At 52.9% G+C, this 25,127-nt stretch carries 21 protein-coding genes; 12 read left to right on the top strand and 9 right to left on the bottom strand.

Annotated elements, in window-relative coordinates; genetic code table 11:
• Window positions 1–62: 62 nt before the first annotated feature.
• Genes GE278_11095 through GE278_11080 form a run of 4 tightly spaced genes read left to right on the top strand, consistent with a single transcriptional unit; the run spans window position 63 to window position 4,026 of the window.
• On the top strand, window positions 63–1,343 hold the full coding sequence (locus GE278_11095) for an extracellular solute-binding protein (GenBank protein QLK61276.1): 1,281 nt from the start codon (window positions 63–65) through the stop codon (window positions 1,341–1,343).
• Between the two features lie 8 nt (window positions 1,344–1,351).
• On the top strand, window positions 1,352–2,263 hold the full coding sequence (locus tag GE278_11090; protein QLK61275.1) for an ABC transporter permease subunit: 912 nt from the start codon (window positions 1,352–1,354) through the stop codon (window positions 2,261–2,263).
• Window positions 2,260–3,075: an ABC transporter permease subunit gene (locus GE278_11085; protein QLK61274.1), complete on the top strand. Its 816-nt coding sequence runs from the start codon at window positions 2,260–2,262 to the stop codon at window positions 3,073–3,075. Before GE278_11090 ends, GE278_11085 begins: the two co-directional genes overlap by 4 nt.
• A 21-nt stretch (window positions 3,076–3,096) precedes the next feature.
• Complete coding sequence (locus tag GE278_11080) at window positions 3,097–4,026, top strand: hypothetical protein (GenBank protein ID QLK61273.1); 930 nt, start codon at window positions 3,097–3,099, stop codon at window positions 4,024–4,026.
• Window positions 4,027–4,081: 55 nt separating this feature from the next.
• Here GE278_11080 and GE278_11075 read toward each other — a convergent pair whose 3' ends face one another.
• On the bottom strand, window positions 4,082–5,074 hold the full coding sequence (locus GE278_11075) for a 2-hydroxyacid dehydrogenase (protein QLK61272.1): 993 nt from the start codon (window positions 5,072–5,074) through the stop codon (window positions 4,082–4,084).
• Window positions 5,075–5,315: 241 nt separating this feature from the next.
• On the opposite strand from GE278_11075, the gene GE278_11070 reads away from it, so the two are divergent.
• The 6 genes from GE278_11070 to GE278_11045 all read left to right on the top strand — a co-directional run bounded on the left by GE278_11070 (window position 5,316) and on the right by GE278_11045 (window position 10,096).
• A complete protein-coding gene (locus tag GE278_11070; protein ID QLK61271.1) occupies window positions 5,316–8,045 on the top strand; it encodes a YdbH family protein in 2,730 nt (909 codons plus the stop codon).
• Window positions 8,042–8,236 carry a YnbE family lipoprotein gene (locus tag GE278_11065; protein ID QLK61270.1) on the top strand — a complete coding sequence of 65 codons (195 nt, stop codon included), beginning with the start codon at window positions 8,042–8,044 and terminating at the stop codon, window positions 8,234–8,236. Before GE278_11070 ends, GE278_11065 begins: the two co-directional genes overlap by 4 nt.
• Before the next feature lie 23 nt (window positions 8,237–8,259).
• Complete coding sequence (locus tag GE278_11060) at window positions 8,260–8,583, top strand: DUF1318 domain-containing protein (protein ID QLK61269.1); 324 nt, start codon at window positions 8,260–8,262, stop codon at window positions 8,581–8,583.
• Window positions 8,584–8,743: 160 nt separating this feature from the next.
• Window positions 8,744–9,220 carry a type IV secretion protein Rhs gene (locus tag GE278_11055; GenBank protein ID QLK61268.1) on the top strand — a complete coding sequence of 159 codons (477 nt, stop codon included), beginning with the start codon at window positions 8,744–8,746 and terminating at the stop codon, window positions 9,218–9,220.
• A gap of 11 nt (window positions 9,221–9,231) precedes the next feature.
• Complete coding sequence (locus GE278_11050) at window positions 9,232–9,648, top strand: hypothetical protein (protein QLK61267.1); 417 nt, start codon at window positions 9,232–9,234, stop codon at window positions 9,646–9,648.
• A gap of 31 nt (window positions 9,649–9,679) precedes the next feature.
• The gene (locus GE278_11045; GenBank protein QLK61266.1) at window positions 9,680–10,096 is read left to right on the top strand and encodes a hypothetical protein; all 417 of its coding nucleotides are present in this window, start codon (window positions 9,680–9,682) and stop codon (window positions 10,094–10,096) included.
• Window positions 10,097–10,197: 101 nt separating this feature from the next.
• Here GE278_11045 and GE278_11040 read toward each other — a convergent pair whose 3' ends face one another.
• Window positions 10,198–10,815: an FMN-dependent NADH-azoreductase gene (locus tag GE278_11040; GenBank protein QLK61265.1), complete on the bottom strand. Its 618-nt coding sequence runs from the start codon at window positions 10,813–10,815 to the stop codon at window positions 10,198–10,200.
• Window positions 10,816–11,116: 301 nt separating this feature from the next.
• On the opposite strand from GE278_11040, the gene hrpA reads away from it, so the two are divergent.
• Window positions 11,117–14,992 carry an ATP-dependent RNA helicase HrpA gene (gene hrpA / locus GE278_11035; protein ID QLK61264.1) on the top strand — a complete coding sequence of 1,292 codons (3,876 nt, stop codon included), beginning with the start codon at window positions 11,117–11,119 and terminating at the stop codon, window positions 14,990–14,992.
• A 116-nt stretch (window positions 14,993–15,108) separates the two neighbouring features.
• On the opposite strand, the gene GE278_11030 is transcribed toward hrpA, so the two are convergent.
• The 5 genes from GE278_11030 to rstA form a co-directional block, all read right to left on the bottom strand.
• Complete coding sequence (locus GE278_11030; GenBank protein ID QLK61263.1) at window positions 15,109–15,990, bottom strand: trypsin-like serine protease; 882 nt, start codon at window positions 15,988–15,990, stop codon at window positions 15,109–15,111.
• 345 nt (window positions 15,991–16,335) lie between these two features.
• On the bottom strand, window positions 16,336–16,821 hold the full coding sequence (gene asr, locus GE278_11025; protein ID QLK61262.1) for an acid resistance repetitive basic protein Asr: 486 nt from the start codon (window positions 16,819–16,821) through the stop codon (window positions 16,336–16,338).
• A 925-nt stretch (window positions 16,822–17,746) separates the two neighbouring features.
• Window positions 17,747–19,228, bottom strand: a complete 1,482-nt coding sequence (locus GE278_11020) for a carboxypeptidase M32 (protein ID QLK61261.1) — start codon at window positions 19,226–19,228, stop codon at window positions 17,747–17,749.
• Window positions 19,229–19,230: 2 nt separating this feature from the next.
• The gene (gene rstB / locus GE278_11015) at window positions 19,231–20,556 is read right to left on the bottom strand and encodes a two-component system sensor histidine kinase RstB (protein QLK61260.1); all 1,326 of its coding nucleotides are present in this window, start codon (window positions 20,554–20,556) and stop codon (window positions 19,231–19,233) included.
• The gene (rstA, locus tag GE278_11010; GenBank protein ID QLK61259.1) at window positions 20,553–21,284 is read right to left on the bottom strand and encodes a two-component system response regulator RstA; all 732 of its coding nucleotides are present in this window, start codon (window positions 21,282–21,284) and stop codon (window positions 20,553–20,555) included. Before rstA ends, rstB begins: the two co-directional genes overlap by 4 nt.
• A 328-nt stretch (window positions 21,285–21,612) precedes the next feature.
• Here rstA and GE278_11005 point away from each other — a divergent pair, with 328 nt between their 5' ends.
• The gene (locus tag GE278_11005) at window positions 21,613–22,032 is read left to right on the top strand and encodes a hypothetical protein (GenBank protein QLK61258.1); all 420 of its coding nucleotides are present in this window, start codon (window positions 21,613–21,615) and stop codon (window positions 22,030–22,032) included.
• A gap of 89 nt (window positions 22,033–22,121) precedes the next feature.
• On the opposite strand, the gene GE278_11000 is transcribed toward GE278_11005, so the two are convergent.
• Together GE278_11000 and GE278_10995 are read right to left on the bottom strand one after the other, a co-directional pair.
• Window positions 22,122–23,357, bottom strand: a complete 1,236-nt coding sequence (locus GE278_11000; GenBank protein QLK61257.1) for a c-type cytochrome — start codon at window positions 23,355–23,357, stop codon at window positions 22,122–22,124.
• Window positions 23,354–25,117 carry a GMC family oxidoreductase gene (locus GE278_10995; GenBank protein QLK61256.1) on the bottom strand — a complete coding sequence of 588 codons (1,764 nt, stop codon included), beginning with the start codon at window positions 25,115–25,117 and terminating at the stop codon, window positions 23,354–23,356. The genes GE278_11000 and GE278_10995 overlap by 4 nt, the downstream gene beginning before the upstream one ends.
• Between the last annotated feature and the right edge of the window lie 10 nt (window positions 25,118–25,127).

Here is a 25,127-nt window from a genome sequence, read left to right as displayed (position 1 = left end):
TTTATATTTTGATTTTATTCACTTTTATGACCTCACACACAATAAATGCCAAAGGGAAAATCATGTCACCTGTTCATCGCTTCTCTCGTCTTGCTACTGCTTTGCTGTTGATTACCGGCACCTCAGCGTTTGCAGCCGCTCCGGTCAAACTGCAAATGTATTACCCGATTGCCGTCGGCGGAAAAATCAGCCACACGGTGGATACGCTGGTGGAAGATTTCCAGAAAACGCATCCGGATATCAGCATTCAGCCGGTTTACACCGGTGATTACGCCACCACCGTCACCAAAGCGCTGACCGCCTTTCGCGGCGGCAATGCCCCGCAGATCGCGGTGATCGGCGATATCGAAGCCTATTCACTCATTGACGCGGGGGCGATCCTGCCGGTGAGCGATTTGGCCAACGACGCAGATGGAAAAAAATGGATCGACAGCTTCTATCCGGCGTTTATCCGCCACATTCAGGACAAGGTGTGGAGCATCCCGTTCCAGCGTTCCACGGTGGTGCTGTACTGGAACAAACAGGCGTTTGAGAAAGCGGGTCTGAATGGTGACACGCCGCCCGCCAACTGGCAGCAGGTCGTGGATTTTGGCAAGAAGCTGGTGGTACGCGACGGCAGCGATGTGAAACAGTGGGGCATCGAGATCCCGTCCACGCCAAACGGTTACTGGAACTTCCAGGGGATCGCCGCCACCAATGGCAGCCATCTCGATAATGGCAAAGGCACGGCGGTGACGTTCGATACGCCCGCTAACGTCGAAGCTTTGCAGTGGTTGACCGATCTGGCACAGAAAGAAGCCGTATCGCCAAAAGGCGCGATTGCCTGGGGCACCACGCCACAGGATTTCATCGACGGTAAAACCGCCATGATGGTCACCACTACCGGTAACCTGACCACCGTGCGCGACAACGCTAAATTCCCGTTCGGCGTCGCAATGCTGCCTGAGAAAACTCAGCGCGGCAGCCCGACCGGCGGCGGCAACCTGTACGTCTTCAAAAACACCACGCCGGAACAACAGAAAGCGGCGATGGAGTTTATCCGCTGGGTGTCTGCGCCTGAGCAGGCGGCGCGTTGGAGTATCGCGACCGGTTACGTCGCGACATCGCCCGCCGCCTGGGAAACTCCGGTCATGCAGGATTATGTGAAAAAAGTGCCACAGGCGCTGGTCGCCCGCGAGCAGCTGAAATATTCCCAGCCTGAATTGTCGACGTACAACAGCGTGCAGATTCAGGAACTGATGAACCACGCGATCGAAGCCGCCGTGACGCAGGCTAAAACGCCGGCTGAGGCGCTGAATTCTGCACAGAAACAGGCTGACCGCCTGCTGAAACCTTATCAGTAAGGAACGACATGAGCACGTTGCACTCTGTCGCACCGGCACCCCGCACACGCGGGTTGTCTTTGCAGCTATATGGTTATCTGTTGCTGTTACCAGCGCTCTGTTTTTTGCTGCTGTTCACCCATTACCCGGCGCTGGCGACGATTTGGGAAAGCGTATTCAGCGCCGCGCGCAACGGGCATCCGGCGCAGTTCGTCGGGCTGGATAACTACCGCGCCTTACTCGACGACGATACCTTTTTACTCTCGCTGCGCAACAACCTGTTGTACGCCGCGATAACCATTCCGCTCTCGGTGGTGTTGGCGTTGCTGATGGCGCTGGCAGTCAACCGGCGTCTGCGCGGTAACGCTATTACCCGCGCGGCTTTTTTTATCCCTTCTTTGTTGCCGATGGTGGCTATCGCCAATCTGTGGCTGTTTTTCTATACGCCGCAGTTGGGATTACTGAACAAACTACTGGCGCTGTTTTCTCTGCCCGCCGTTAACTGGCTGGGGCAGCCCGATACCGCGCTATACAGCCTGATGGCGGTGTCGGTATGGCGCGAAGCCGGGTTCTTTATGATCTTTTATCTCGCGGCGTTACAGCAGATAGACCCGCGGCTGTCCGAGGCTGCCGAAATCGAAGGCGCATCGCGTCGCTTTTTCTTCCGCCGTGTGCAGTGGCCGCTGCTGATGCCGACCACGTTGTTTATTTTGATCAACGCCTCGATGAATGCGTTTCGTATTGTCGATCAGGTGATCGCTATGACCAACGGCGGGCCGAACAACAGCACCAGCCTGCTGCTGTTTTATATCTATCGCACTGCGTTTAGTTACTGGGATTTGCCGTATGCGTCGGCGATGACCGTGGTGCTGCTGGCGATTCTGGCGTCAGTCGCGCTGATTAAATTTAATCTGATGGATAAAAGGGCGCACTATCAGTGAAGCAGAACACTTTAACGAAAAGGTGCCTGAACCTGGTCACCTGGCTGGCAGCATTACTGTGGTTTTTACCCATTTTGGTCGCCATCTGGGTGGCGATTCATCCTGCCTCTGAACAGGGCAGTTTTTCGCTGTTTGCGCCGCTGACGGTGCAGAACTTCATTAACGCCTGGCATGCCGCGCCGTTCGGGCGGTATTTTCTCAATACAACCTTGCTGGTGCTGATGATCGTCGTCTGCCAGATGGTGCTGGCGACGCTGGCGGCCTACGCGCTGGTACGTTTCAAAATGAGAGGCGGCGGGGTTATTTTCGCGCTGATTTTACTGCAACTGATGATTAGCCCCGACGTGCTGATCCTCAATAACTACAAAACCATCGGCGCGCTGGGTTTACGTGACAGCCTGCTGGGGATCGCGTTGCCGTATTTCGCCTCGGCGTTTGCAATTTTCATGCTGCGTCAGACGTTCAAAAGTATTCCGCTGGTACTGGAAGAAGCGGCGATCATTGAGGGCGCCAGCCGCTTTTACATTTTGCGCAAAATCTATATTCCGCTGGCGAAGCCGATTTACGTCGCGTTTGCGCTGGTGTCGATAAGCTTCCACTGGAACGATTTCCTCTGGCCGCTGGTCATCACAGACTCGGTGAAAGTGCGGCCGATTACGGTCGGGCTTCAGCTGTTTTCTGCACCTGAACAGGGTGTGCAGTGGGCGCTTATCAGCGCCGCAACCCTGATGACTGTACTGCCGCTGCTGTTGTTATTTCTGGTGTTTCAGCGTCAGTTTGTTCAATCCTTTATGCGGGCAGGCATTCGTTAATCCGCCCGACAGGAGCATGTTATGACCGTTATTCCGACTTCTCCGGTCTTGTCTGAAGAGCAGAAAAAGGCGCTCGGAAAAGTGAGCGCGTTCTACCAGCCGCCCGACGTTTTTAATGAAATGATTTCCGGTCAGCGGCTGCGTTTCGGGCTGATTGCTGATCCCCAGTATGCGGACGCCGATGCTGAGAAAATACGTTTCTACCGCAACAGCCTGAATAAGCTTGCCACCGCCATCACTGAGCTTAATGATGTAAAACTCGATTTCGTGGTGACGCTGGGCGATTTGGTGGATCGCGACTGGCATAGCTTTGATCCGGTTATTAATAGCTACGATGCGCTGCGCCATCCTCATGCGGTGCTGATCGGCAACCACGATGCGCAGGTGATTTCACACCACCTGGCGGCACAGACTCCGGCGCTCGGTTTGCCGAAAAGTTATTATCAATTTGGCCTGCCGGGCTACCGTTTTCTGGTGATCGACGGCAACGACGTCAGCCTGTACTGCAATCACGCCAACGGCGACGACCGTCAGCTGGCGGAATTTATGCTCGATGAACTCACCGAATGTCAGCAGTCGCAGGCGCAGCCGTGGAATGGCGCGGTAGGGCGCAGGCAACTGGAGTGGATTGAGCAGCATCTGAAACTGGCGAAAGCGCAGGGCGAAACGGTGCTGGTCTTTGGCCATTATCCGCTGACGCCGGTCAACAGCCACAATCTGTGGAATTGCGAAACGCTGGTGGAATTGCTGTGCCGTTATCAGGTGCGCGCCTATTTTGCCGGACACGATCACCGGGGGGGGTACGATCGCGTGGAAAACACCGACTTTATTACCCTGAAAGGCATGGTGGATGGCGAAAACAGTCTGCCGTTTGCTACGGTCACGCTTGAAGGGGATGTGTTGACAATTAACGGCTACGGGACGGAGATCAGCAGGGTGCTGAGCCTCTAGATTTTTATAATCTAAAGGCTCACCGAAGTGAGCCTTTAGACTTGCATGACACTGCTTACGCTGTCAGTAGATTCGGGCAAGCCACGCCTTTTGACAGCTGATCGATATTCATCAGCGTGGTCTCAGAAATGCTGGTCAGCGCGTCGCTGGTCAGGAAGGCCTGATGGCCGGTGAACAGAACGTTGTGGCAGGAAGACAGACGGCGGAAGACGTCATCAAGGATCACTTCGTTGGAATTGTCTTCGAAGAACAGATCGCGTTCGTTCTCGTATACATCCATCCCCAGTGCGCCGATTTTCTGCTTTTTCAGCGCGTCGATGGCTGCGGTGGCATCCAGCAGTGCGCCACGGCTGGTGTTAACAATCATCACCCCGTCTTTCATTTTGGCGAAAGATTGCGCATTCAGCAGATGATGGTTTTCCGGCGTCAGCGGGCAGTGCAGGGAGATGACGTCAGATTCGGCATAAAGCGTGTCGAGATCGACATATTCTGCACCGAGCTCAAGTGCCAGCGGGCTTGGGTACGGATCATACGCCAGAATTCGCATACCAAACCCTTTCAGGATCCGCATCGTGGCCACGCCAATTTTACCGGTGCCGATAATCCCGGCGGTGCGCTGGTACATGTTAAATCCGATCAGCCCTTCCAGTGAGAAATTGGCCTCACGGGTGCGCTGATAGGCGCGGTGAATGTGGCGGTTCAGGCACAACATCATGCCGACGGCGTGCTCGGCGACGGCTTCCGGTGAATATGCCGGTACGCGCACCACTGAAATGCCCAGTGATTTTGCGGCTTCCAGATCAACGTTGTTAAAGCCCGCACAGCGCAGTGCCAGCGTTTTTACGCCCAGAGCAGCCAGCTCCTGCAACACTTCGCGGGAGCCCTCATCATTAACGAAAATGCATACGGCATCCGCGCCGATCGCGGTTTTCGCCGTTTGCGGCGTCAGCAGAAAATCGAAGAACTCCAGCTCATAGCCATAATGCTCATTCACCAGTTCCAGATATTTCCGGTCGTAATTTTTAGTACTGTAGACAGCCACTTTCATGGTGTTTCTCCGCAGTGAGTTTGAATCTCTGGCGACACTGTTTCCTGATGTTTTCTAAGGAATAAACCGTTTCAGAAACAATTCGCAATATGCCACCAAACTAGCAGAGCGCGGGGTGGCAGACAATTTATCCTGTGCTATTTGGGTTTTGAATACTGGCTTTTCAACCATCAGTTGTTACGCTAATTATGATATCTTGCGGGCAGTTAGACACTTAGCGAAGAATAAGACAAGGCACGTCATGAGGAACGGACTTAAGAAAAGCGTACAGGTGATCCTGAGTATAGTGGTGATTCTGGTACTGCTGATGTGGGTGTTATGGAAAACTGTGCCGCGCTGGTTACCGTTTGTCGCCAGCCACTGGCTGCCAGAAGGTACACAGCTTTCGCTGAAAGGTTCTCCGCACTGGTCCAACGGCGCGCTGCAACTGCCGGGGCTGCGCTATGTCGCCGGTGACTGCACGCTGGCGGATGCGAAAGATGCCCGTCTGAGCAACACTTCCGGCCGCTGGGCGTTAGATCTCGACACCCTGACCCTCGATACCGCCTGTCTCTCTAAGCTGCCGTCGGGCGAGAGCCAGACCGCTGCGCGCGCTCTGGCCGATATTCAGAAGATGATCCCTGCTGGTCGCGTCAATATCGCCCATTTTTCCGTTACGCCGTGGCAGCGATACGCCGGTAAATTACAGCTGGATAACACCAATGGCGTACAGCACCTTTCCTTTACCGGTGAATCTCTGACGCTCGATGCCATCCTCGATGGCGACCGCACGCTGGCGATTCATACCTTTAGCCTTACGCCGCCGGGCAGTGAACAGCCCATCACTCTGAGTGGCAAATTAGTACTTCCCGCGACGTTCGACCGTCTGCCTGAATCCGGCGAACTGCATGCCGAAATGCAAACTGCGCAGGTACCCAATCCACTGGATATACAGCTGAGCTGGCAGGCGACGGAAGGTGTGCTGACCCTGACCGAAAAGGGCAGCGCACAGCCGCTGGCCATGTTGCCGTGGAAGCTTAATGGCGAATCGTTGCAGATTGCACAAGGCCAGTGGCAATGGCCTTATGCCGCACAACCGCTGGCGGGCGGCGTGAATATCACGCTCAGCGACTGGACGAAGACTTTTGATCAAACCAACATCATCGCGCGCCTCAACGTGCTTACCCGGGGCCATAATGGCAAAGCCAACGTCGTTCTGACGATGGGGCCGGGGCGCATCGGGCTGCTTGACAGCAATCTCGGTTTCCGGCTGACCGGTCAGGCAAATTTGCAGGCAACATCCCTGAGTGCGTCGCTGCCCGGCGTACTGAGCGGCTCGGTGCTCAATCCGACGCTGGCGCTGCAAAGCGGTTCCCTGCTTCGCGCCTGGGGCAAACCGATGCCGGAGCTGACCATTACCGACGCACGCTGGCCGCTGGCGGGAGTGAAAGTTTCTGCGCAGGGCGTCAGCGGGCCGTTGCAGGCGATCCTCAAAGCTCAGCATAGCTACTGGGGTAAATTTGATTTACATCTTAACGGCAAGTCGCAGGAGTTCTGGCCGGATGCCGGGCGGTGGGATTTCAACTACTGGGGCAATGGCCATCTGCCGCCGCTCAGTGGCCGCTGGGATATGTCCGGCAAGGGCCAATGGCATGATAACGTGATAAGCGTAAACAGCCTTTCCACCGGATTCGCCCGCCTTCATTACGGCATCGTCGATGTGGATGCGCCACGCCTGACGCTTGAACACCCCTTTGTCTGGCAGCGTCCGATTCCAGAACGTTTCAAAAAGCAGTATCCGGATCTGCCCACGGTATTTAAAGGCGACATCAAACTGGTTGCCAAAAAAATCGCCTTTGATAACGGCGGTTATCTGCCGCCTGCGACCCTGACGTTGCAGCTTAGCGGCGATACGCCATCACATTTCAATATGCGCGGATCGCTGGATGCCAAACCGGTCGGCCCGATCCGGCTTACCGGCCGCTGGGACGGCGAGCGTTTACGAGGCGAGGGCTGGTGGCCGAAACAGCAACTGACCGCCTTCCAGACGCTGCTGACGCCGGATTTCAACATCAAATTACGTGAAGGGTCTTTCTACGCACAGTCGGCATTTTCAGCCGCGCGGGGTCAGGGCTTTATCGCCGGTGGTCATTGGGTGGTGAAAAACGGCGGCATGTGGCTGAAAGACGGCGATCTCAGCGGGCTGGATTTCAGTTTGCCTTATCGCCTGAAAGACGCTGTCTGGCAGCTTGGCGTCAAACAGCCTGTGATGCTGCGTATTGGCGAAGTGAATAATCTCATCACTATGAACAATATTACCGCGGATTTGCAGGGGAATTATCCGTGGAGTGAGGCGCAGCCATTAACGCTGAGCAATCTGGGCGTGGACGCGCTGCGCGGGCACCTCAGTCTTTCGGCGTTGCGAATGCCGCAGCATGATGCCGCAGTGCTTAAGCTGGAGAGAATCAATCTCAGCGAATTGTTCACCGCGCTGAAACCGAAGCAACTGGCGATGTCCGGCCTGATCTACGGCGAACTGCCGCTGTATGTGGACAATCCTAAATGGATTATTCATGACGGGTGGATCAAAAACGACGGTGGCCTGACGTTACGCCTTGACCAGCAATTCGCCGATGCGATGGCCAGCGGTAATTTTGCCAACGGGCTGGTGATTGGTCTGCTGCGCTATCTGGAAATCAGCCGTTCGCAGGCGCAGATAAGCCTTGATAATCTCGGCGAACTGACCATGGCGGCGAAGGTTGATGGCGTGAATTACACCGATACCACCCGCGGTGGAGAGAAAGAAAAGCGCGAGATTGTGCTCAACTACACCCATCAGGAAAATATCTATCAGCTGTGGCGCAGTTTGCGCTTTGGCGACAATCTTCAGGAGTGGTTGCAACAGCAGATCGCCTTGCCGGCCAGTTCGCTATCAAAAAGCCCCAAAGCAACCGGGCAGAAAGAGGAAAAAACCTTGAGGAAGGAACAATGAAACTGCGACTTATCGGCCCGAGTCTGGCGCTGAGCATCATGATGCTCAGCGGCTGCGTGCCGCGTATCGAACTGGCTGCGCCGAAAGAGCCGATCACCATCAACATGAACGTCAAAATCGAGCACGAGATCCATATCAAAGTGGATAAAGACGTCGAGAATCTGCTGAAAAACCAGAACGACCTGTTCTAGGAGCGCATATGTCCAGAGCCTTTATGAAACGAATCAGCCTCACGTTGCTGACCACAAGCTTGCTGCTGTGTGGTCAGGCGTTCGCGCTGACGCTCGGCGAAGCGAAACAGCAGGGGCTGGTCGGCGAAACGCTGTCCGGCTATCTGGCACCGGTAAAGCAGGATGCAGAAAGCATCGCATTTGCCACGCGCATCAACGATGCACGCAAACAGCAGTATCAGCAGGTCGCGCAGGATAATCAGGTCACCACCGATGATGTCGCCAGACTCGCCGGGCAAAAACTGCTCGCCAGAGCAGGAAAGGGCGAATGGGTGCGCGGGATTAACGGAAAGTGGTTGCAGAAGTAAGTGATATAAATAAGTGAAGAGTGTTTAACTGGCTGACGGAGAGTGATTCATTCTCCGTTGATATTTTTAATTAGCATTGTTAAGTGCCGGTCCCTTTCTGATTCCTTTTTGATTGTTGCATCTCATTAATTGTATATGCGAATAAGACGGAAAATTTTTAATTAATCTATTCCGGTCGGTGTTTGGTAGCTATATTGACTATTCAAGAGTGTGGATCCATTTAGGCAGTTATTTGCCTTTTGGGTTGCAAAATATGAACACAGGAATGACGCCCAGTGGCGAGCTTTATTTTCGAGGGGAGAATTATGTCGATGATTATTCAACAGCGAGCAATCCACATAAACACCTGTTTATCCATGAGATGACGCATGTCTGGCAGTACCAAAATGGCATGTGGGTAAAGCTGAGAGGGAGTATGAGTTGGGCTGTCGATTATCATTATAATTTTGAAGGAAAAACAAGGATTAATGAATATTCAATGGAGCAACAGGCTTCAATTGTGGCTGATTATTTTTTTCTTGTGAATTTTGGAGAGTCTGAATGGTATAAGAATCAGTATCGAAACTATAAGGGTGATAAATTAGATAGCGCATTATCATATTACAAATTGATATTAACCAATTTCCCAACTTATTGAAGGGTTCAATAATGATAAAAAAAACCGTTGTTTTTTCTTTGGCTCTATCTCTTTCCGGATGTTTTTTAGGGGACCATTTTACCCCTTCAGCTTATGCGCATGCATTTTTTGTAGGCGGAAACTTTTGCCTGACGACGCCAGGACGAACAGAAAAACAAAAATTAACCGGTATATCTATTCAGAAGGTGGGTGAATCACCCGGTTTCTCAACGTTTTTTAAAAATGAAGGTGAATATCTCACTATAAAGAAAGATAGCTGCATGCCTTTGCTTGGATATAAATTTGAAGTTGGCAGTGCTTATCATGTGTCTATCTTTTTAACTAAAGATCCAGAACGGAAAGAAACTCATTTTTATACTGATTTTTATACCGCATCTTTTGTTATCTGGCAGACGAGCAAGAAAGAGAAGCAGGTAGAGTATCTGTAAATTTTTAAATCATTGATCAAAGGAGCTGATAATGTTCAAAAAATTCACACTGGTAGTGCTGTCTCTCTCTCTGTCAGGATGTGTTTCAGGTTATACACCAACCGTTCCTTCTGAAACACACGCCTATTTTACCGGAGATACGCTTTGTCTGCTGACACCAGGGCGAACGGAAAAACAAAAACTTAAAAAAATTCATATTGAACAGTGGGGCGAATCGCCGGGTTTTATAAGGCAATTTAATAACGCAGCTGATTATAAATTTTTAAAAAAAGACACCTGCTTGCCATTGTTCGGTTATAAATTTGAAGCAGGTTATGCTTATCATATTACTCTGAATTTCACTGAGGATAGTGACAGAATCAAAAGCGATTATAATTCGAATTATTATTCGGCATCCTTTATCGTTTGGGAGAATAGCGATAAAGTTAAGCACATTAGTTATCAATAAAAAAGCGCGCCTCTCGGCGCGCAATAGTTTTATCACAACAACATCTGAGCGGAACGGACAGATTCTTAAGTGAATGGTGACTCAGATTGTGATCACTGCAATTATGCGGCAGCCAGTTCTTTGATAGCGGCGTCGATGGCGGCTTTCGCATCAGTCTGTGCTTTAGTCGCCACTTCAGGACCGTATGCGATGCCTTCAGCGTAAACGAATTCTACGTCGCTCATCCCCAGGAAGCCCAGGAACAGAGACAGGTAAGGGGCAACCAGATCGCTTGGGGTGTCTTTATGGATACCACCACGGCTGGTCAGAACGATAACGCGTTTGCCTTTCACCAGACCTTCAGGGCCTTTCTCGGTGTATTTGAACGTCACGCCAGCACGGGCAACCAGGTCGAAATAGGTTTTCAGCTGAGTCGGGATGTTGAAGTTGTACATAGGTGCCGCGATAACGATCACGTCATGCGCCTGCAGTTCGTCGATCAGGGTGTTAGACAGCGCCAGCGCTTCTTCCTGACGTGGTGACAGCGGAGCATCGGAAGGACGCAGCGCGCCAACCAGCTCACCATCTAATACAGGAATGGGGTTAGCCGCCAGATCACGAACAGTTACGGTAGAACCGCTGTTTGCGGACTGATACTGTGCAACCAGGTAATCGGCCAGTTGGTTAGACTGAGAGAAGTTAGCCAGAATGCTTGATTTCAGAACAAGTACTTTGCTCATTAGTGAGTTCCTTAACTGTGTGATACATAGGGTGTTGGTTTTTATAACCAGAACGTTCCCCGAATGGAACTTACTTTATTCAGAAAGCTTATGCAGTGATAGCGCAATATTTAGAGACCTATCATCGATTTTTTTGAACAACTTGAAATTCAGCGGGACAACCCCCACTTTTCAGCATGTTCAATACCTTGTGTTAACATAGATGCAAGCAGGCAAGGCGTGACCTTCCTCATCCCCCATTCAGATTCAGCTGGCGCATATGATTTGCTCTCCGGCTGACATGCAACAAGGAATTCCGACCGTGAAATCACCGCTCGCGGCATTATCAGCGCAGTTAGACGGGCTGATGCTACGTGACCGGCAACGCCTGCAACGCCGTTTGCAGGGTGCCAGAAAGATTGATAAACCCGAAGCACTCGACGCATTAAGTGCTGAAATCCAGACCGCGATTAACGAGAGCCTGAAGAAAGTCAGCGCCCGTGAAGCGTCGCGGCCTAAAATCAGCTATCCGGAAAACCTGCCGGTCAGCCAGAAGAAAGACGACATTTATAACGCCATCCGCGACCATCAGGTGGTGATTGTGGCGGGTGAAACCGGCTCCGGTAAAACCACGCAGATCCCGAAAATCTGTATGGAACTCGGGCGCGGGATCAAAGGCGTGATTGGTCATACCCAGCCGCGTCGTCTGGCGGCGCGTACCGTCGCCAACCGTATTGCCGATGAGCTGGACACCACGCTCGGTAACACGGTCGGTTATAAAGTCCGTTTTAACGATCAGGTCAGTGAAAACACCCTCGTTAAACTGATGACCGACGGTATTTTGCTGGCAGAGATCCAGCAGGATCGCATGCTGATGCAGTACGACACGCTGATCATCGATGAAGCGCACGAACGCAGCCTGAACATCGACTTTATCCTCGGCTATCTGCGCCAGTTGCTGCCAAAGCGCCCGGATCTGAAAGTCATTATTACCTCGGCGACCATCGATCCGCAGCGTTTCTCACGTCATTTTAATAATGCGCCGATCATTGAAGTGTCTGGCCGGACGTATCCCGTTGACGTGCGTTATCGCCCGATTGTGGATGACGCCGACGATGTGGATCGTGACCAGTTGCAGGCAATTTTCGATGCGGTCGATGAACTCGGTCGCGAAAGCATGGGCGATATCCTGATTTTCATGAGCGGTGAGCGTGAAATCCGTGATACCGCCGATGCGCTTAACCGTCTGGATCTGCCGCATACAGAGATTTTGCCGCTGTATGCGCGCCTGTCGAACAGCGAGCAGAACCGCGTGTTCCAGTCGCATTCAGGACGCCGTATCGTGCTGGCGACCAACGTGGCAGAAACTTCATTGACCGTGCCGGGCATCAAATACGTCATCGATCCCGGCACGGCGCGCATCAGCCGGTACAGTTTTCGCACCAAAGTGCAGCGTCTGCCGATTGAGCCGGTATCACAGGCTTCCGCCAACCAGCGTAAAGGCCGCTGCGGACGTGTTTCTGAGGGCATCTGTATCCGTCTTTATTCGGAGATGGATTTCCTCTCGCGCCCTGAATTTACCGATCCGGAAATTCTGCGCACCAATCTGGCGTCCGTTATTCTGCAAATGACGTCGCTGGGACTCGGCGATATCGCCGCGTTCCCGTTCGTCGAAGCGCCTGACAAACGCAATATTCAGGACGGCGTGCGTTTGCTCGAAGAGCTGAATGCCATCAATAACGCCGTCGATGGCCGTTATTCTCTGACACCGCTCGGCCGCCAGCTGGCTCAGTTGCCTGTGGATCCACGTCTGGCACGTATGGTTCTGGAAGCGCAGAAAAACGGCTGCGTGCGCGAAGTCATGATCATTACTTCGGCGCTGTCGATTCAGGATCCGCGCGAGCGTCCAATGGACAAACAGCAGGCGTCAGACGAGAAGCATCGCCGATTTGCTGACAAAGATTCTGACTTCCAGGCGTTCGTGAATTTGTGGGACTACCTGAAAGAACAGCAAAAAGAGCTGAGCGCCGCGCAGTTCCGTAAATTATGCCGCAGCGATTTCCTCAACTATCTGCGCGTGCGCGAATGGCAGGATATTTACACCCAGCTGCGTCAGGTGGTGAAAGAACTCGGCCTGCGAATCAACAGCGAACCGGCGGATTATCGCAGCATTCACTGCGCACTGCTGACCGGTTTGCTGTCGCATATTGGTCAAAAAGATGCTGATAAACAGGAGTATACCGGCGCACGCAACGCCCGCTTTGCGGTGTTCCCTGGCTCCGGTTTATTCAAGAAACCGCCAAAATGGGTGATGGTCGCCGAACTGGTGGAAACCAGCCGCCTCTGGGGGCGGATCGCTGCGCGTATCGAACCGGAATGGATCGAACCGCTGGCGCAGCATCTGGCGAAAAGCAGCTACAGCGAACCGCACTGGGAAAAAGCGCAGGGCGCAGTGATGGCGACCGAAAAAGTCACGCTGTACGGCCTGCCGATTGTGGCGGCGCGTAGCGTTAACTACGGCAATATCGATCCGGTGGTGTCGCGCGAATTGTTTATCCGTCACGCACTGGTGGAAGGTGACTGGCAAACGCGTCACGCGTTCTTCCGCGCCAATCTGCGTTTACGTACCGAAGTCGAGGAGCTGGAACACAAATCCCGCCGCCGCGATATTCTGGTGGATGAAGAAACGCTGTTCCTGTTCTACGAACAGCGCGTGGGCATGGAAGTCGTTTCTGGCCGCCATTTCGATACCTGGTGGAAAACGCAGCCACAGGACAGCCTGAACTTCGGAAAAAGTATGCTGATCAAAGAGGGTGCGGGCAATATCAGCGCGCACGATTACCCGAACTTCTGGCATCAGGGCAACATCAAGCTGCGCGTCACATACCAGTTCGAGCCGGGTACTGACGCCGACGGTGTAACCGTACATATTCCGCTGCCGCTGCTCAATCAGGTGAGCGAAGAAGGGTTCGACTGGCAGATCCCAGGGATTCGCCGCGAGCTGATTATGGCGCTGATTAAATCATTGCCTAAGCCGTTACGCCGTAACTTTGTTCCTGCTCCAAACTACGCGGATGCGCTGATGGGGCGCATCAAGCCGTTCGAAATGCCATTGCTGGATTCGATGGAAAGAGAATTGCGTAAGATGAGCGGTGTGACGTTGTCACGCGAAGACTGGCAGCTGGATCAGGTGCCCGATCATCTTAAAATGACGTTCCGAATTGTTGATGACAAAAACAAAACGCTGCGTGAAAGCAAAGATCTGACGGCGCTTAAATCCGGCCTGAAAGAGCAGGTGCAGCAGACACTTTCCGCCGTTGCTGACGACGGTATTGAACAGCGCGACCTGCACGTCTGGAGTTTTGGTACGTTACCAGAGCGCTATGAACAAAAGCGCGGTGGGTACGAAGTGAAAGCCTATCCGGCTATTGTCGATGAAAAAGACAGTATTGCCATCCGCTTGTTTAACAGCGAACTGGAACAGCAACAGGCGATGTGGGGCGGGATGCGCCGTTTACTGCTGCTGAACATTCCGTCGCCGATTAAATATCTGCACGATAAACTGCCAAACAAAGCCAAGCTCGGTTTGTATTTTAACCCCTACGGCAAAGTGCTGGATTTGATTGATGACTGCATCTCTTGCGGTATCGACAAACTCATTGCGCAATCCGGCGGCTTAGTCTGGCGCGAAGAGGATTTCGCAAAACTGCATGAGCACGTCCGCGCCAATCTCAATGAGGCCGTAGTGCAAATCGCCATTCAGGTCGAGCAGATCCTGACCACGGTTTTCAATATCAACAAACGGCTGAAAGGGCGGATTGATATCACCATGGCGCTGGCGCTTTCTGATATAAAATCGCAAATGTCGGGTCTGATTTACCGCGGGTTCGTTACGCAAAATGGCTGGAAACGTCTGCCGGATACATTACGATACCTTAACGCGATTGAGCGCCGGATGGATAAGCTGGCGATGGACCCACACCGTGACCGTGCGCAGATGTTGAAAGTCGAAAGCATTCAGAAACAGTGGCAGCAATGGCTGAATAAACTGCCGCCAGTGCGTCAGCAAAGTGAAGACGTGAAGGAAGTGCGCTGGATGATTGAAGAGCTTCGCGTGAGCTATTTCGCCCAGCAACTGGGGACGCCATATCCGATCTCGGATAAAAGGATTTTGCAGACCATGGAACAACTGGTGTAGTAAAACATAAAAAAACCGCTGAAATGAACTGCACCCTAAAAGTTGGATACCCAAATGAGTAAGGTGCAGTTCAGAAAGGCGGTTTTTTGTCTCTGATATCGGGTAAACCGTAAGGATTACTGAGCGGCAGGCGTTGTCGGCACACCGGCACTGACTGCGCCGGAAGAGAGTGTGTTCAGTGCATCGCGGATAGCAGGGACGGCCAGCGCGCGGTTGTCGGCCAGATATCTGTCCTGGGCAGCGGGTGCTGAACTTTGGATCGCCACCAGCGACCAGCCGTCAGCATTTTTGAGCAATAACGGTGAACCGCTGTCGCCGGGCAGCGTGTCACAACGGTGCGATAGCACCCCCGGTTGCGCCCAGCCGGTGACCAGACAATCCTGATGTACATACAAATCATCCAGATGATCTTCCGGATATCCCGCCTGGGTTACTTTCCGACCTTCCTTTTTGAGCACTGCGGTGAGGTCGTCGCGCGACCCTTCCCACAAAGGCAGCGGCTTAATCGGTAATGCCAGTTTTTCGTCAGTCAGACGGATCAGCGCAAAATCATAAGATGCCGCTTTTGGTGGCACAATCCACCCGTCGCCATCGGCTTTCAGTTTTTTACCTAACGCAGGGTCAACCAGCGTTTGCAGCGCAGTAATCTGATAACGCCACTTCTGATTATGAGAAATAAAGCGCAGGGCAATAACTTTATCGATATTACCTGGCGGCGCGAGCACACAGTGGCCGGCGGTTAAGGCCAGATGTTTGGAAATGAGGGTGGCGGTACATAAATTTCCGCTGGCGGTTTCAATTTGCCCGATAGCCTGCCACGGCCAGTGCGATGTATTCGCAACAGGCTGGCGCTGATCGTGACCAAAAAACAGGGCAGTTTTTTCTTTTACAGAGATGGAAGGTGCGTCGTCTTCTGCATCATCCGGGGAATCAGCATGGGCAAGTGAACTGGCGGTGAAACAGAAAAAGCACAAAAACAAAGGTAATGCGATGCGCATATCATTCTGACCTTGAAAACAGGGAGAACCCGTAAACCCGTTATTAGGAAACGATTATAGACGGTTATCTTTGGATATGGATATATTTGTCTGAAAACTCAATCTTTTTAGCAGATAACGGGCATTATCTCAGCGGGCTTCAAAACTTCAGAAGTAGAAGAACAGGGTGATCAGACCGCACAGGATCAGAGAGCACAGGGTGATTTCGAACAGGTAGCGGCGCAGCATCTTCCATCAGTACCTCAAGATAGAAACCGGAGAAAAAAACACCCGGCGAACCGGGTGTTAAATCATCAGTCTTGATAATGGTGAGTGGATACGCTCACAAAGACTTCTCGGTACGTCTTATGCTGCCGGAGTCGCTTTTGCAGCCGGAGCAGCTTTCTTAGCATGTTTCACGTGTTTTTTAGCAGCCTGGGCTTTCTGGGCTACTGGTGCAGCTTTCTTAGCATGTTTCACGTGTTTTTTAGCAGCCTGGGCTTTCTGGGCTACTGGTGCAGCTTTCTTAGCATGTTTCACGTGTTTTTTAGCAGCCTGGGCTTTCTGGGCTACTGGTGCAGCTTTCTTAGCGTGTTTCACGTGTTTTTTAGCAGCTTGTGCTTTCTGAGCTACCGGAGCCGCTTTCTTAGCGTGTTTTTTGTGTTTTTTAGCAGCCTGAGCTTTCTGAGCTACTTTTTTATGAGTTTTGTGCTTAGTGACGTGCTTAGCAGCAGGAGCAGCAGTAGTTGTTGCTGATGCAGCTGGCGCTGGAGTTGCAGTAGTTTCAGCAGCGAAAGCCACAGAAGACAGGCCCATTGCAGCGGCTACAACCAGAGCTAATACTTTTTTCATGTGTCATTCCTCAAGAATTTTAGGTTATGTGTCTGCCCCACTGCGGGGCCGGTGAAAGAATAATAGGTGTGAGGAATGCGGTTGTCCGTGAGTGATTGGTTTCGGCGTGTAACGGAATGTACAAGGGGGATTTCAGTAACATCAAAGAGTTGTCTGAGTGCTGGGGATCCTTTGGGCTGCCGCCCAAACTGGCTTTTAGGTCAAATTCAAGACCTTGGGTTGCCATCCAAACTGGCTTTTAGGTCAAGACCTTGGGCTGCCGCCCAAACTGGCCCAAAGGACGCGTAAACGCGCGCCCTCTGGACTCCCGCGTTTTTTAAAACACGTGCCATGCAACCCGGCTCTGTTTCAGAGGCAGCAGCTATTGCCGCAAAATCCCGCCGCTGCGCGGTGCCCTCCGGTCGGGTTACAACCCGCGCAAAAAAACGCGCGGTTTTCCACCTCTCCCTCCGGCGTGATTTTTGAAAGCGGCCAGACGCTTTTTAGGTCACAACTTCACCGACTCAGGTAGATAAAAAATAACGGACAAATAAAAATTTAAAAATGATTCGGTTTGCTTTTAAAAATGGTGAGATGGTGCGATCAAAAAATCCTGCTGAACGGAGCGGCCTGAAGACCTGAGGCTTCAGGACCGAGAGAAGGCACCGCGTAGCGGCAGGGTTTTGCGCCACAGACTGGAGCTGCGGAACACGTCCGTCGTTCCTGCGATAGCGCGTATTTGAAAAAGCGGGGAGGGATCCAAGGGAGGGAAAGCACTTCCCTCCCTTGGTCGGTTTCGGCGCAGTGGGTTAAGCGATCACCGCAATTACGAAACCGAAATATTCTCGGTCAGATTTTGAAAGCCAATTTTGCAGCGGCATCTGCAACGAGAAACCGAAACTTTCCCGGTCAGAGTTTAGCGCAACGGTTATATGCCGCCCATCAATTACAGGTATCGATTTTCCAAATGCGCTCTGAAATACGCCGGATTTAACGTTTCGCCGGTCGCATTCTTCATCAGTTGGTCGGTGGTAAACCGGCTCCCATGCTGCCAGATATTCTGCTGCAACCACTGGAACAACGCGGTCAGGTCGCCGCGGGCGATATCATCTTGCAAGGTCGGGATCGCTTTATTGGCGCACTGGAACAACTGCGCGGCGTACATCGCGCCCAGTGTGTACGTCGGGAAGTAGCCAAAGCCGCCGTCGGTCCAGTGGATATCCTGCATACAACCATCACGGTAGTTGCCCACAGTATCGATGCCCAGATATTGCGTCATCTTGCTGTTCCATAAGCCCGGAATATCATCGACTTCAATTTCGCCTTCCATCAGTGCTTTTTCAATCTCATAACGCAGAATCACGTGAGCCGGATAGCTAAGCTCATCAGCATCTACGCGGATGAAGCCCGGCTGGACGCGCTGATTCAGCCTCATAAAGTTACTTTCATCCAGACCTGGACGCTGACCGAACTGCTCGATCACCAGCGGATAGACGGATTTGAGGAAAGGTTCGCTGCAACCGAGCTGCATTTCAAACAGCAGGCTTTGGGATTCGTGAACGCCCATGGAGCGCGCATTTGACACCGGTTGTCCGAGCCACTCTTTCGGCAGGTTCTGCTCGTAACGTGCATGACCGGTTTCATGAATCACCCCCATCATGGCGCTGAGGAATTCCTGTTCGTTATAACGCGTGGTAATGCGCACATCCTGAGGTACACCGCCACAGAAAGGGTGGGCGCTGACGTCCAGACGACCGGCGTCGAAATTAAAGCCCAGGCGATCCATCACTTTCAGGCCAAGCTGACGCTGTTTCTCAATTTCAAATGGCCCCTGCGGCGCAATGCGACTTTCTGTTTTCTGCTTCTCGACCACGGTTTGCAACAAATCCGGCAGCCAGGTTTTCAGACTGCCAAACAGCGTGTCGAGTTTTTGCGAAGTCATGCCCGGTTCGTACAAATCGAGCAGGGCGTCGTAGCGGCTGATACCGGCTGCGTCGGCGCGAAACTGTGCTTCTTCGCGGCTCAGTTTCACCACTTCTTTCAGGTTTTCCGCGAAACCTTCCCAGTCGTTGGATTTACGCTGAATGCGCCATGCCTGCTCGCAGCGCGCACCGGCCAGCGATTTTGCCTGCACCAGACTTTCAGGCAGCAGTGCTGCCTGCTGGTAATGACGACGCATTTCACGCAGGTTTGCCTGTTCCACGTCGTTAAGCTGTTCGCCGCTGGCTTGTTCCAGCCATTCACCTACCTGCTTCGCGGTGAGGATCTGATGCGTCAATACGCTCAGCTCAGCCAGTGCCTCTGAACGTGCCTGCCCGCCCTGTGGCGGCATCATGGCCGCAGCATCCCAGCCGGCAATCGCAGATAAATGGCCGAAACGGGATAAACGAGCGAAGGTGTCGTGCAATTTTTTATACGCGATGGTCATTATTAGCTCCCTTCATGGTGTTGGTCGGACTGTTCTACAGCCAGATTGAAAGTCGGTTTTACCGGCCAGCTGAAACGCATACTGGCACCGCCCAGCGGGCTGCTATCGACGGCGACGCGGCCCTGATAGGCGACAGCAATAGAATGTACGATGGCCAGCCCCAGCCCGCAGCCACCGGTGGCGCGGTCGCGGCTTGGATCGAGGCGCACAAACGGTTCGAAGATGCGCAGACGCTCTTGCGGTGGAATGCCCGGCCCGTCGTCTTCAACCTGCAAACAGGCGGTTTCGCCGTCCAGCCACAGGCTGATGCGCAACGTTTCCTGCGAATAACGCAGGCCGTTGTTGACTAAGTTATCCAGCACACGCTCCATCAGCCGCAAATCCACACCGCCGAAATCGATATTTTGCGGCGCCTCGTACGCGATGGTGCGCCCGGTGTTAATGAGCCTGAAATCGTCCACTTTGTCTTCCAGCCAGTCGGCCAGATTCACTTTTTCGAGATGCAGCGCGACCTGCGGACGGTCAAGACGCGCGTAAGTCAGCAGTTCGTCGATCAGCGCTTCGAGCTGGCCGATATCACGGTTAATGGCATTTTGTTCGGATTCGGGCAGACTTTCGCTGATCGCCAGCCGGTAACGCAGGCGCACCAAGGGGGTGCGCAGTTCGTGGGCGATGCCGTCGATCAGCTGTTTCTTACTGGCGATCAGCGTGCTGATATTGTCTGCCATCTGGTTGAATGCCACGCCGACCCGAGTCAGGCTCGAGGTGGAATCAAAATTCACCCTCTCATCGAGATGTCCGTTGCCCAGGCGCAGCGCCGAATTTTCGAGTCGCAGCAAATCCTGCCAGTGCGGGCGCATCCACAGAAAGACCGGCAACGCTAACGACAGGCCGATGATCATCAGCAGCGCGAGATCCAGCAGCCGCATTTCATGCATATAGAAAAGATACGGGATCGGGCCGACTACCAGCACGTAATGACTGCGTGGTACGCGTTGAATAAAGGTGTATTCATCATCAAGAGCAATGATTTCGCCGTCTTTGAGGCGTTTATCGAGTTCAGGGCTGAGTTTACGTTTGCCGAGCGGTTCGATGTGCAGTTTGAATGACAGGTTAAGATCCAGCGTATTGATGGTCTTATTCCAGTCTTTGATCGGGATTTCCCTGAGTTCGCTGCGCATCAGGTACAGCGAGCTTTTCATCAGGTCATTCATGGACTGACGGCCAGTTTTTTCAGCGGTCACTTTATAAACCAACCCGACGAGCATCGCCATGACCATAAAGCAGACCAGGAGTAACAGAAAAAACTGGACGAAAAGCTTTCTCATTCCGTCAGTGACTCCCAGGCGTTCGGGGCAAACAGATAGCCTTTATTGCGCACCGTTTTAATACGGAAAGGTTCGAGGGTATTGTCGTAGAGCTTACGGCGCAGGCGGGAAATCGCCACGTCGATACTGCGATCCAGCCCGTCGTAACTGACGCCACGCAGGTTTTTCAGCAGCGCTTCGCGATCCATAATTCGCCCGGCGTGCGTTGCCAGCTCCCACAGCAAATCAAAGTCAGAGGTCGACAGCACAATGGTTTCATCCACCAGCGTGACCTGACGGTTGACCGGATCAATGCACAGCTGGCCGAAATGCAGAGCGTTGCCGCTGGTCAGTGTCTGAACCGGTTGTTCGCTTTGCGAAGATTGCGACGGATTTTGACGCAGGTGCAGCCGCAGTCGCGCCAGTAAAACAGCGGGCGGCGTGGTTTTGAGGATGTAATCGCTGGCACCCATTTCCAAAGAAAGGATATGGTTCATGTCGCTGTCGAGCGAAGTCAGCAGGACAATCGGACCGGGAAACACCGGGCGCAAATCACGGCATAGTGTCATGCCATCTTTGCCGGGCAGCATAATATCTAGCAGCACCAGATCGGGTTTTTCTTGCTCTATTCTTGCCTGCGCCGTATCGCCGCGGGGTTCAACCAGCACGTCGATATCATGTTTGCCCAAATAGGCGGCAATCAGGTTGCCGACTTCAGCATCATCTTCTACAAAAACGATTTTATTCATTGGCTTGCTGCTGTTAAAAATCCGGTGGTTAGCATAGCGTGAGCGCGCGGCGGACGCTATGGGACGTAATGATTCTTGCGGCACGAATTCCATAATTTGGGGGAATCTGGCGACAAAATCTGAATTTTGGGTGTTCGTGCTTTCAGCCTACTACAGTCTCACAATGAAAGCGCCTGAACCGACTGGAAAAGTATCGGTGAACTATGCCATTATACAGAGGAATAATTGTGTCTATATGCATTGATTTACGGAATAAATCCGAGCACACCTTCGCACGTTCAACTCAGACGTTCAATGGCTAGACCCTGACCAGGAAGAGGAATAGGGGATGAATGAAAACCGCCTGGTACCCGATGCGCGCAGTCAAAAAGCATCCTTTGACTATATGGAATATTTGTCCGCATCCTGCAAAAAGAAATGGAGTTTCGTCGACGCCATTTATGGTGTGATGCCGTTTTTCGGCATGGTGTTGAAATCCCGCTCTCAAAAAGATAAATCGAAACAAGAGTCTCTGCGGGCGCTGGCACTTCAGGTGGTTTCCACACAGGTCAGCGATGAAACCAATATCGTGCGTCTGATAGAACTGGCAGAACAGCAGGGCATGTACAATATCGATATTACGCTACCGTACTCCCTGACGGATGATCAGCTCACAGCGATTAAGGTGGAGTGCAAACATCTGGTGCAGCTCAGTCAGAATGATGATCATTTAATGGTACAGATTATGCAGATGCCGTCTCAGCATTGAGAAAATACTCTGTAAAAGTTAATTCATAAAATGAGTGACAAAAAGAAAGGCCGCGAAAGCGGCCTTTGTCATTTGGAATAAAACCCTTTCTATTTCTTCAGGTCATTGCGCACATCTTTCACGTCTGATGCAGACACCGGCGCAGCAGCATTTCCCCAGCTGTTACGGATATAGGTCAGCACATTCGCGACGTCCTCATTACTCATCCCTGCATCAAAGGATGGCATAGAAGGCGCAGTCGGTTTGGTGTCGGTGGCGACAGGGCGACTGCCCGCCAGAACCACGTGAATAAGGGAAGTCGCGTTGGTCTGGTTGATCAGCGCAGAATCTGCCAGACGTGGGAACAACCCTTCCTGACCTTTGCCATCCGGCGTGTGGCAGGCAGAACAACGGTCGGCGTAGATATGTTTCCCTGCGGTCATGGCGTTGTCGCTGGTTTTCACCGGCTCAGGCGCACGGTTGCCGCTGTCATGGCCGCTGTCTTTCAGATAGACCGCCACGGCTTTCAGATCCGCATCCGTCCAGTGTTGCGACGAATTGGTCACCTCTTCCGCCATTGGACCGGACGCGATATCAAAGCGGTTTACACCCGTTTTCAGATATTGCATCAGATCTTCCTGCGTCCAGTTGCCGATACCGGTGTGTTTATTGGTGGTGATATCCGGCGCGACCCAGTTTTCAACCACGGCGCCCTGCAGGAATTCGCTGTCTTTATCACCGCCGATCATGTTTTTAGGCGTGTGACAGGTGCCGCAGTGCCCCAGACCTTCCACGATGTACGCGCCGCGATTCCATTCTGCAGATTTATCCATCTGCGGTTTGAATTCGCCCTTGTTGAAGTTCAGCCAGTTCCAGCCCATCAGGCTGGTACGCACATTGAACGGGAATGGCAGTTGGTTGGTTTCAACTTCGTGATGTACCGGTTGCAGCGTTTGCAGATATGCCCAGATCGCAGCGTTATCATCACGGGTGACTTTGGTGTATGCGGTGAACGGCATCGCGCCGTACAGACGCTTACCGCCGTGCCCGATCCCTTCCGACATTGCGCGCTGGAAGTCGTCAAAACTCCATTTACCGATACCGGTTTGCGCATCCGGCGTAATGTTCGCGCCGACTAAACGGCCAAACGGCGTTTCAATGGGCACGCCGCCGGCGAAGGGTTTGGCATCCGGCGTAGAGGCTGTGTGACAGGCCGCGCAGTCGCCGACCGTGGCCAGATAGCGGCCACGTTCAACCTGATCGAACGAACCGTCGCCCGCCGCATGCGCCAGGCCTGAGATGCTCAGCGCCAGTAATCCGAGTGAGAATGAGGTTAAGTTTTTCATGCAATCATCTCTCCCGGTTTTTTCAGGTAGTAGTTACGTATCGCGTGAGCGGCTTTAAAGGCCAGCGCGCCGACGGTGCCTGTCGGGTTGTAACCCGGGTTTTGCGGGAAGGCGGAAGCGCCGACCACAAACAGATTTGGCACGTCCCAGACTTGCAGGTGTTTGTTCACCGAACTGGTGGAAGGGTCGGCCCCCATCACGAACCCGCCGACCACATGGGAAGACTGATACGGCGTGCCATTCCAATGGCCCTTCATTGGGTTAGCGACCAGTTGACGCGGATTCATCGCTTTGGCGATCTCAGCGACTTTACCGGTGCAATAAGCGGCCATTTTCAGGTCGTTGTCAGGGAAATCGAAGGTGACACGCAACAGCGGGCGGCCAAGACGGTCTTTGTAGTTAGGATCGAGTGAAAGATAGTTGGTTTTGGTGGTGTAGCTGCTGGCTTCACAACCGATCGACATCGAACTGAGATAGTTGGCGACCGTGGCTTTTTTCCACTCGGTTCCCCATTTCGGCGTACCCGGTGGAACAGGGCGATAGCCGATAGGTGCGCCGCCGATTGGCGTAACACGGATACTGCCGCCGCCGAAGAAACCTAATCCGCTGTGGTCGAAGTTATCGTTGTTGAAGTCGTCGATGCCCATCCCGACCGCGCCTGCGCCGATGAAGGGGTTGAAGTTTTTGTCATCGAAGAAAAGTTGCACGCTGTTGGCGGTCTGATAGGCGTAATTACGGCCTGTGGTGCCGGAAAGGCTGACGGGATCATAGGGTTTGCCGATGCCGGAGAGCAGCATCAGGCGCACGTTTTCGAAGGTGAAGGCGCTAACAATCACCAGATCCGCCGGTTGTTCCCATTCGTCGCCGGAGGAATCGATGTAAACCACGCCGGTGGCGCGTTTACCGGTGGAATCGGTCAGTACCTGCATGACTTCACAGTTGGTGCGCGCTTCGAAATTCTCTTTGCGGATCAGTGCCGGTAACACGGTGGTGATGGCGCTGGCTTTCGAATAGTTGGCACAGCCGTAGTTGGTGCAGAAACCGCAGTAGGTGCAGGGCCCCATTTTCACGCCGAGCGGGTTGGTGTAGGGCTCGGAAATCAGCGAAGAGGGTACCGGGAACGCTTTGTAACCCATGTTGCGCGCGGCTTCGGCGAACAGCGTCGGGCCGTAAGGCTGATCCATCGGGCGGGTTGGATATTCAATCGAACGCATACCTTCGTACGGGTTGCCGCCTTCGTGATGCTCACCTTTTACATTGCTGGCTTTACCGGATACCCCAGCCAGGCGCTCAAAGGATGCGTAATGCGGCTCCATCTCTTCCCAGTCAGTGCCCCAGTCCTGCAGTACCAGCTCTTCAGGAATGGCATTTGCGCCGTAGCGCTCAGTCAGATGGCTTTTTAAACGGAATTCATCCGGTTGAAAACGGAATGTAATACCCGCCCAGTGGTTACCTGCGCCGCCGGTACCATTGCCAGGATGGAACGAGCCCCATTCGCGCATGGGTAACGCAGTTTGCGCCGGATTATTACGAATGGTGATGGTGTTCTGGCGGGTGCGGAGCATCAGTTCCTGACGCGAGTTATAACGCAGTTCATCGGTCACGGTAGCCACGTTAAAATCACGCGCGGTATCGCGCCACGGGCCGCGTTCAATCGCCACCACGTTCAGACCTTCGTCGCACAGTTCGTTGGCGATGATGGATCCGGCCCAGCCGAGTCCGATCACCACCACATCAGTTTTGGGTAATTTCTTTGCCATAATAGTGTTC

It is taken from the genome of Enterobacteriaceae bacterium Kacie_13, assembly GCA_013457415.1.
In the GTDB taxonomy this organism is placed as follows: domain Bacteria; phylum Pseudomonadota; class Gammaproteobacteria; order Enterobacterales; family Enterobacteriaceae; genus Rahnella.
Note: the sequence above shows the minus strand (reverse complement) of the source record. Positions and strands in the feature narration are given on the sequence as shown.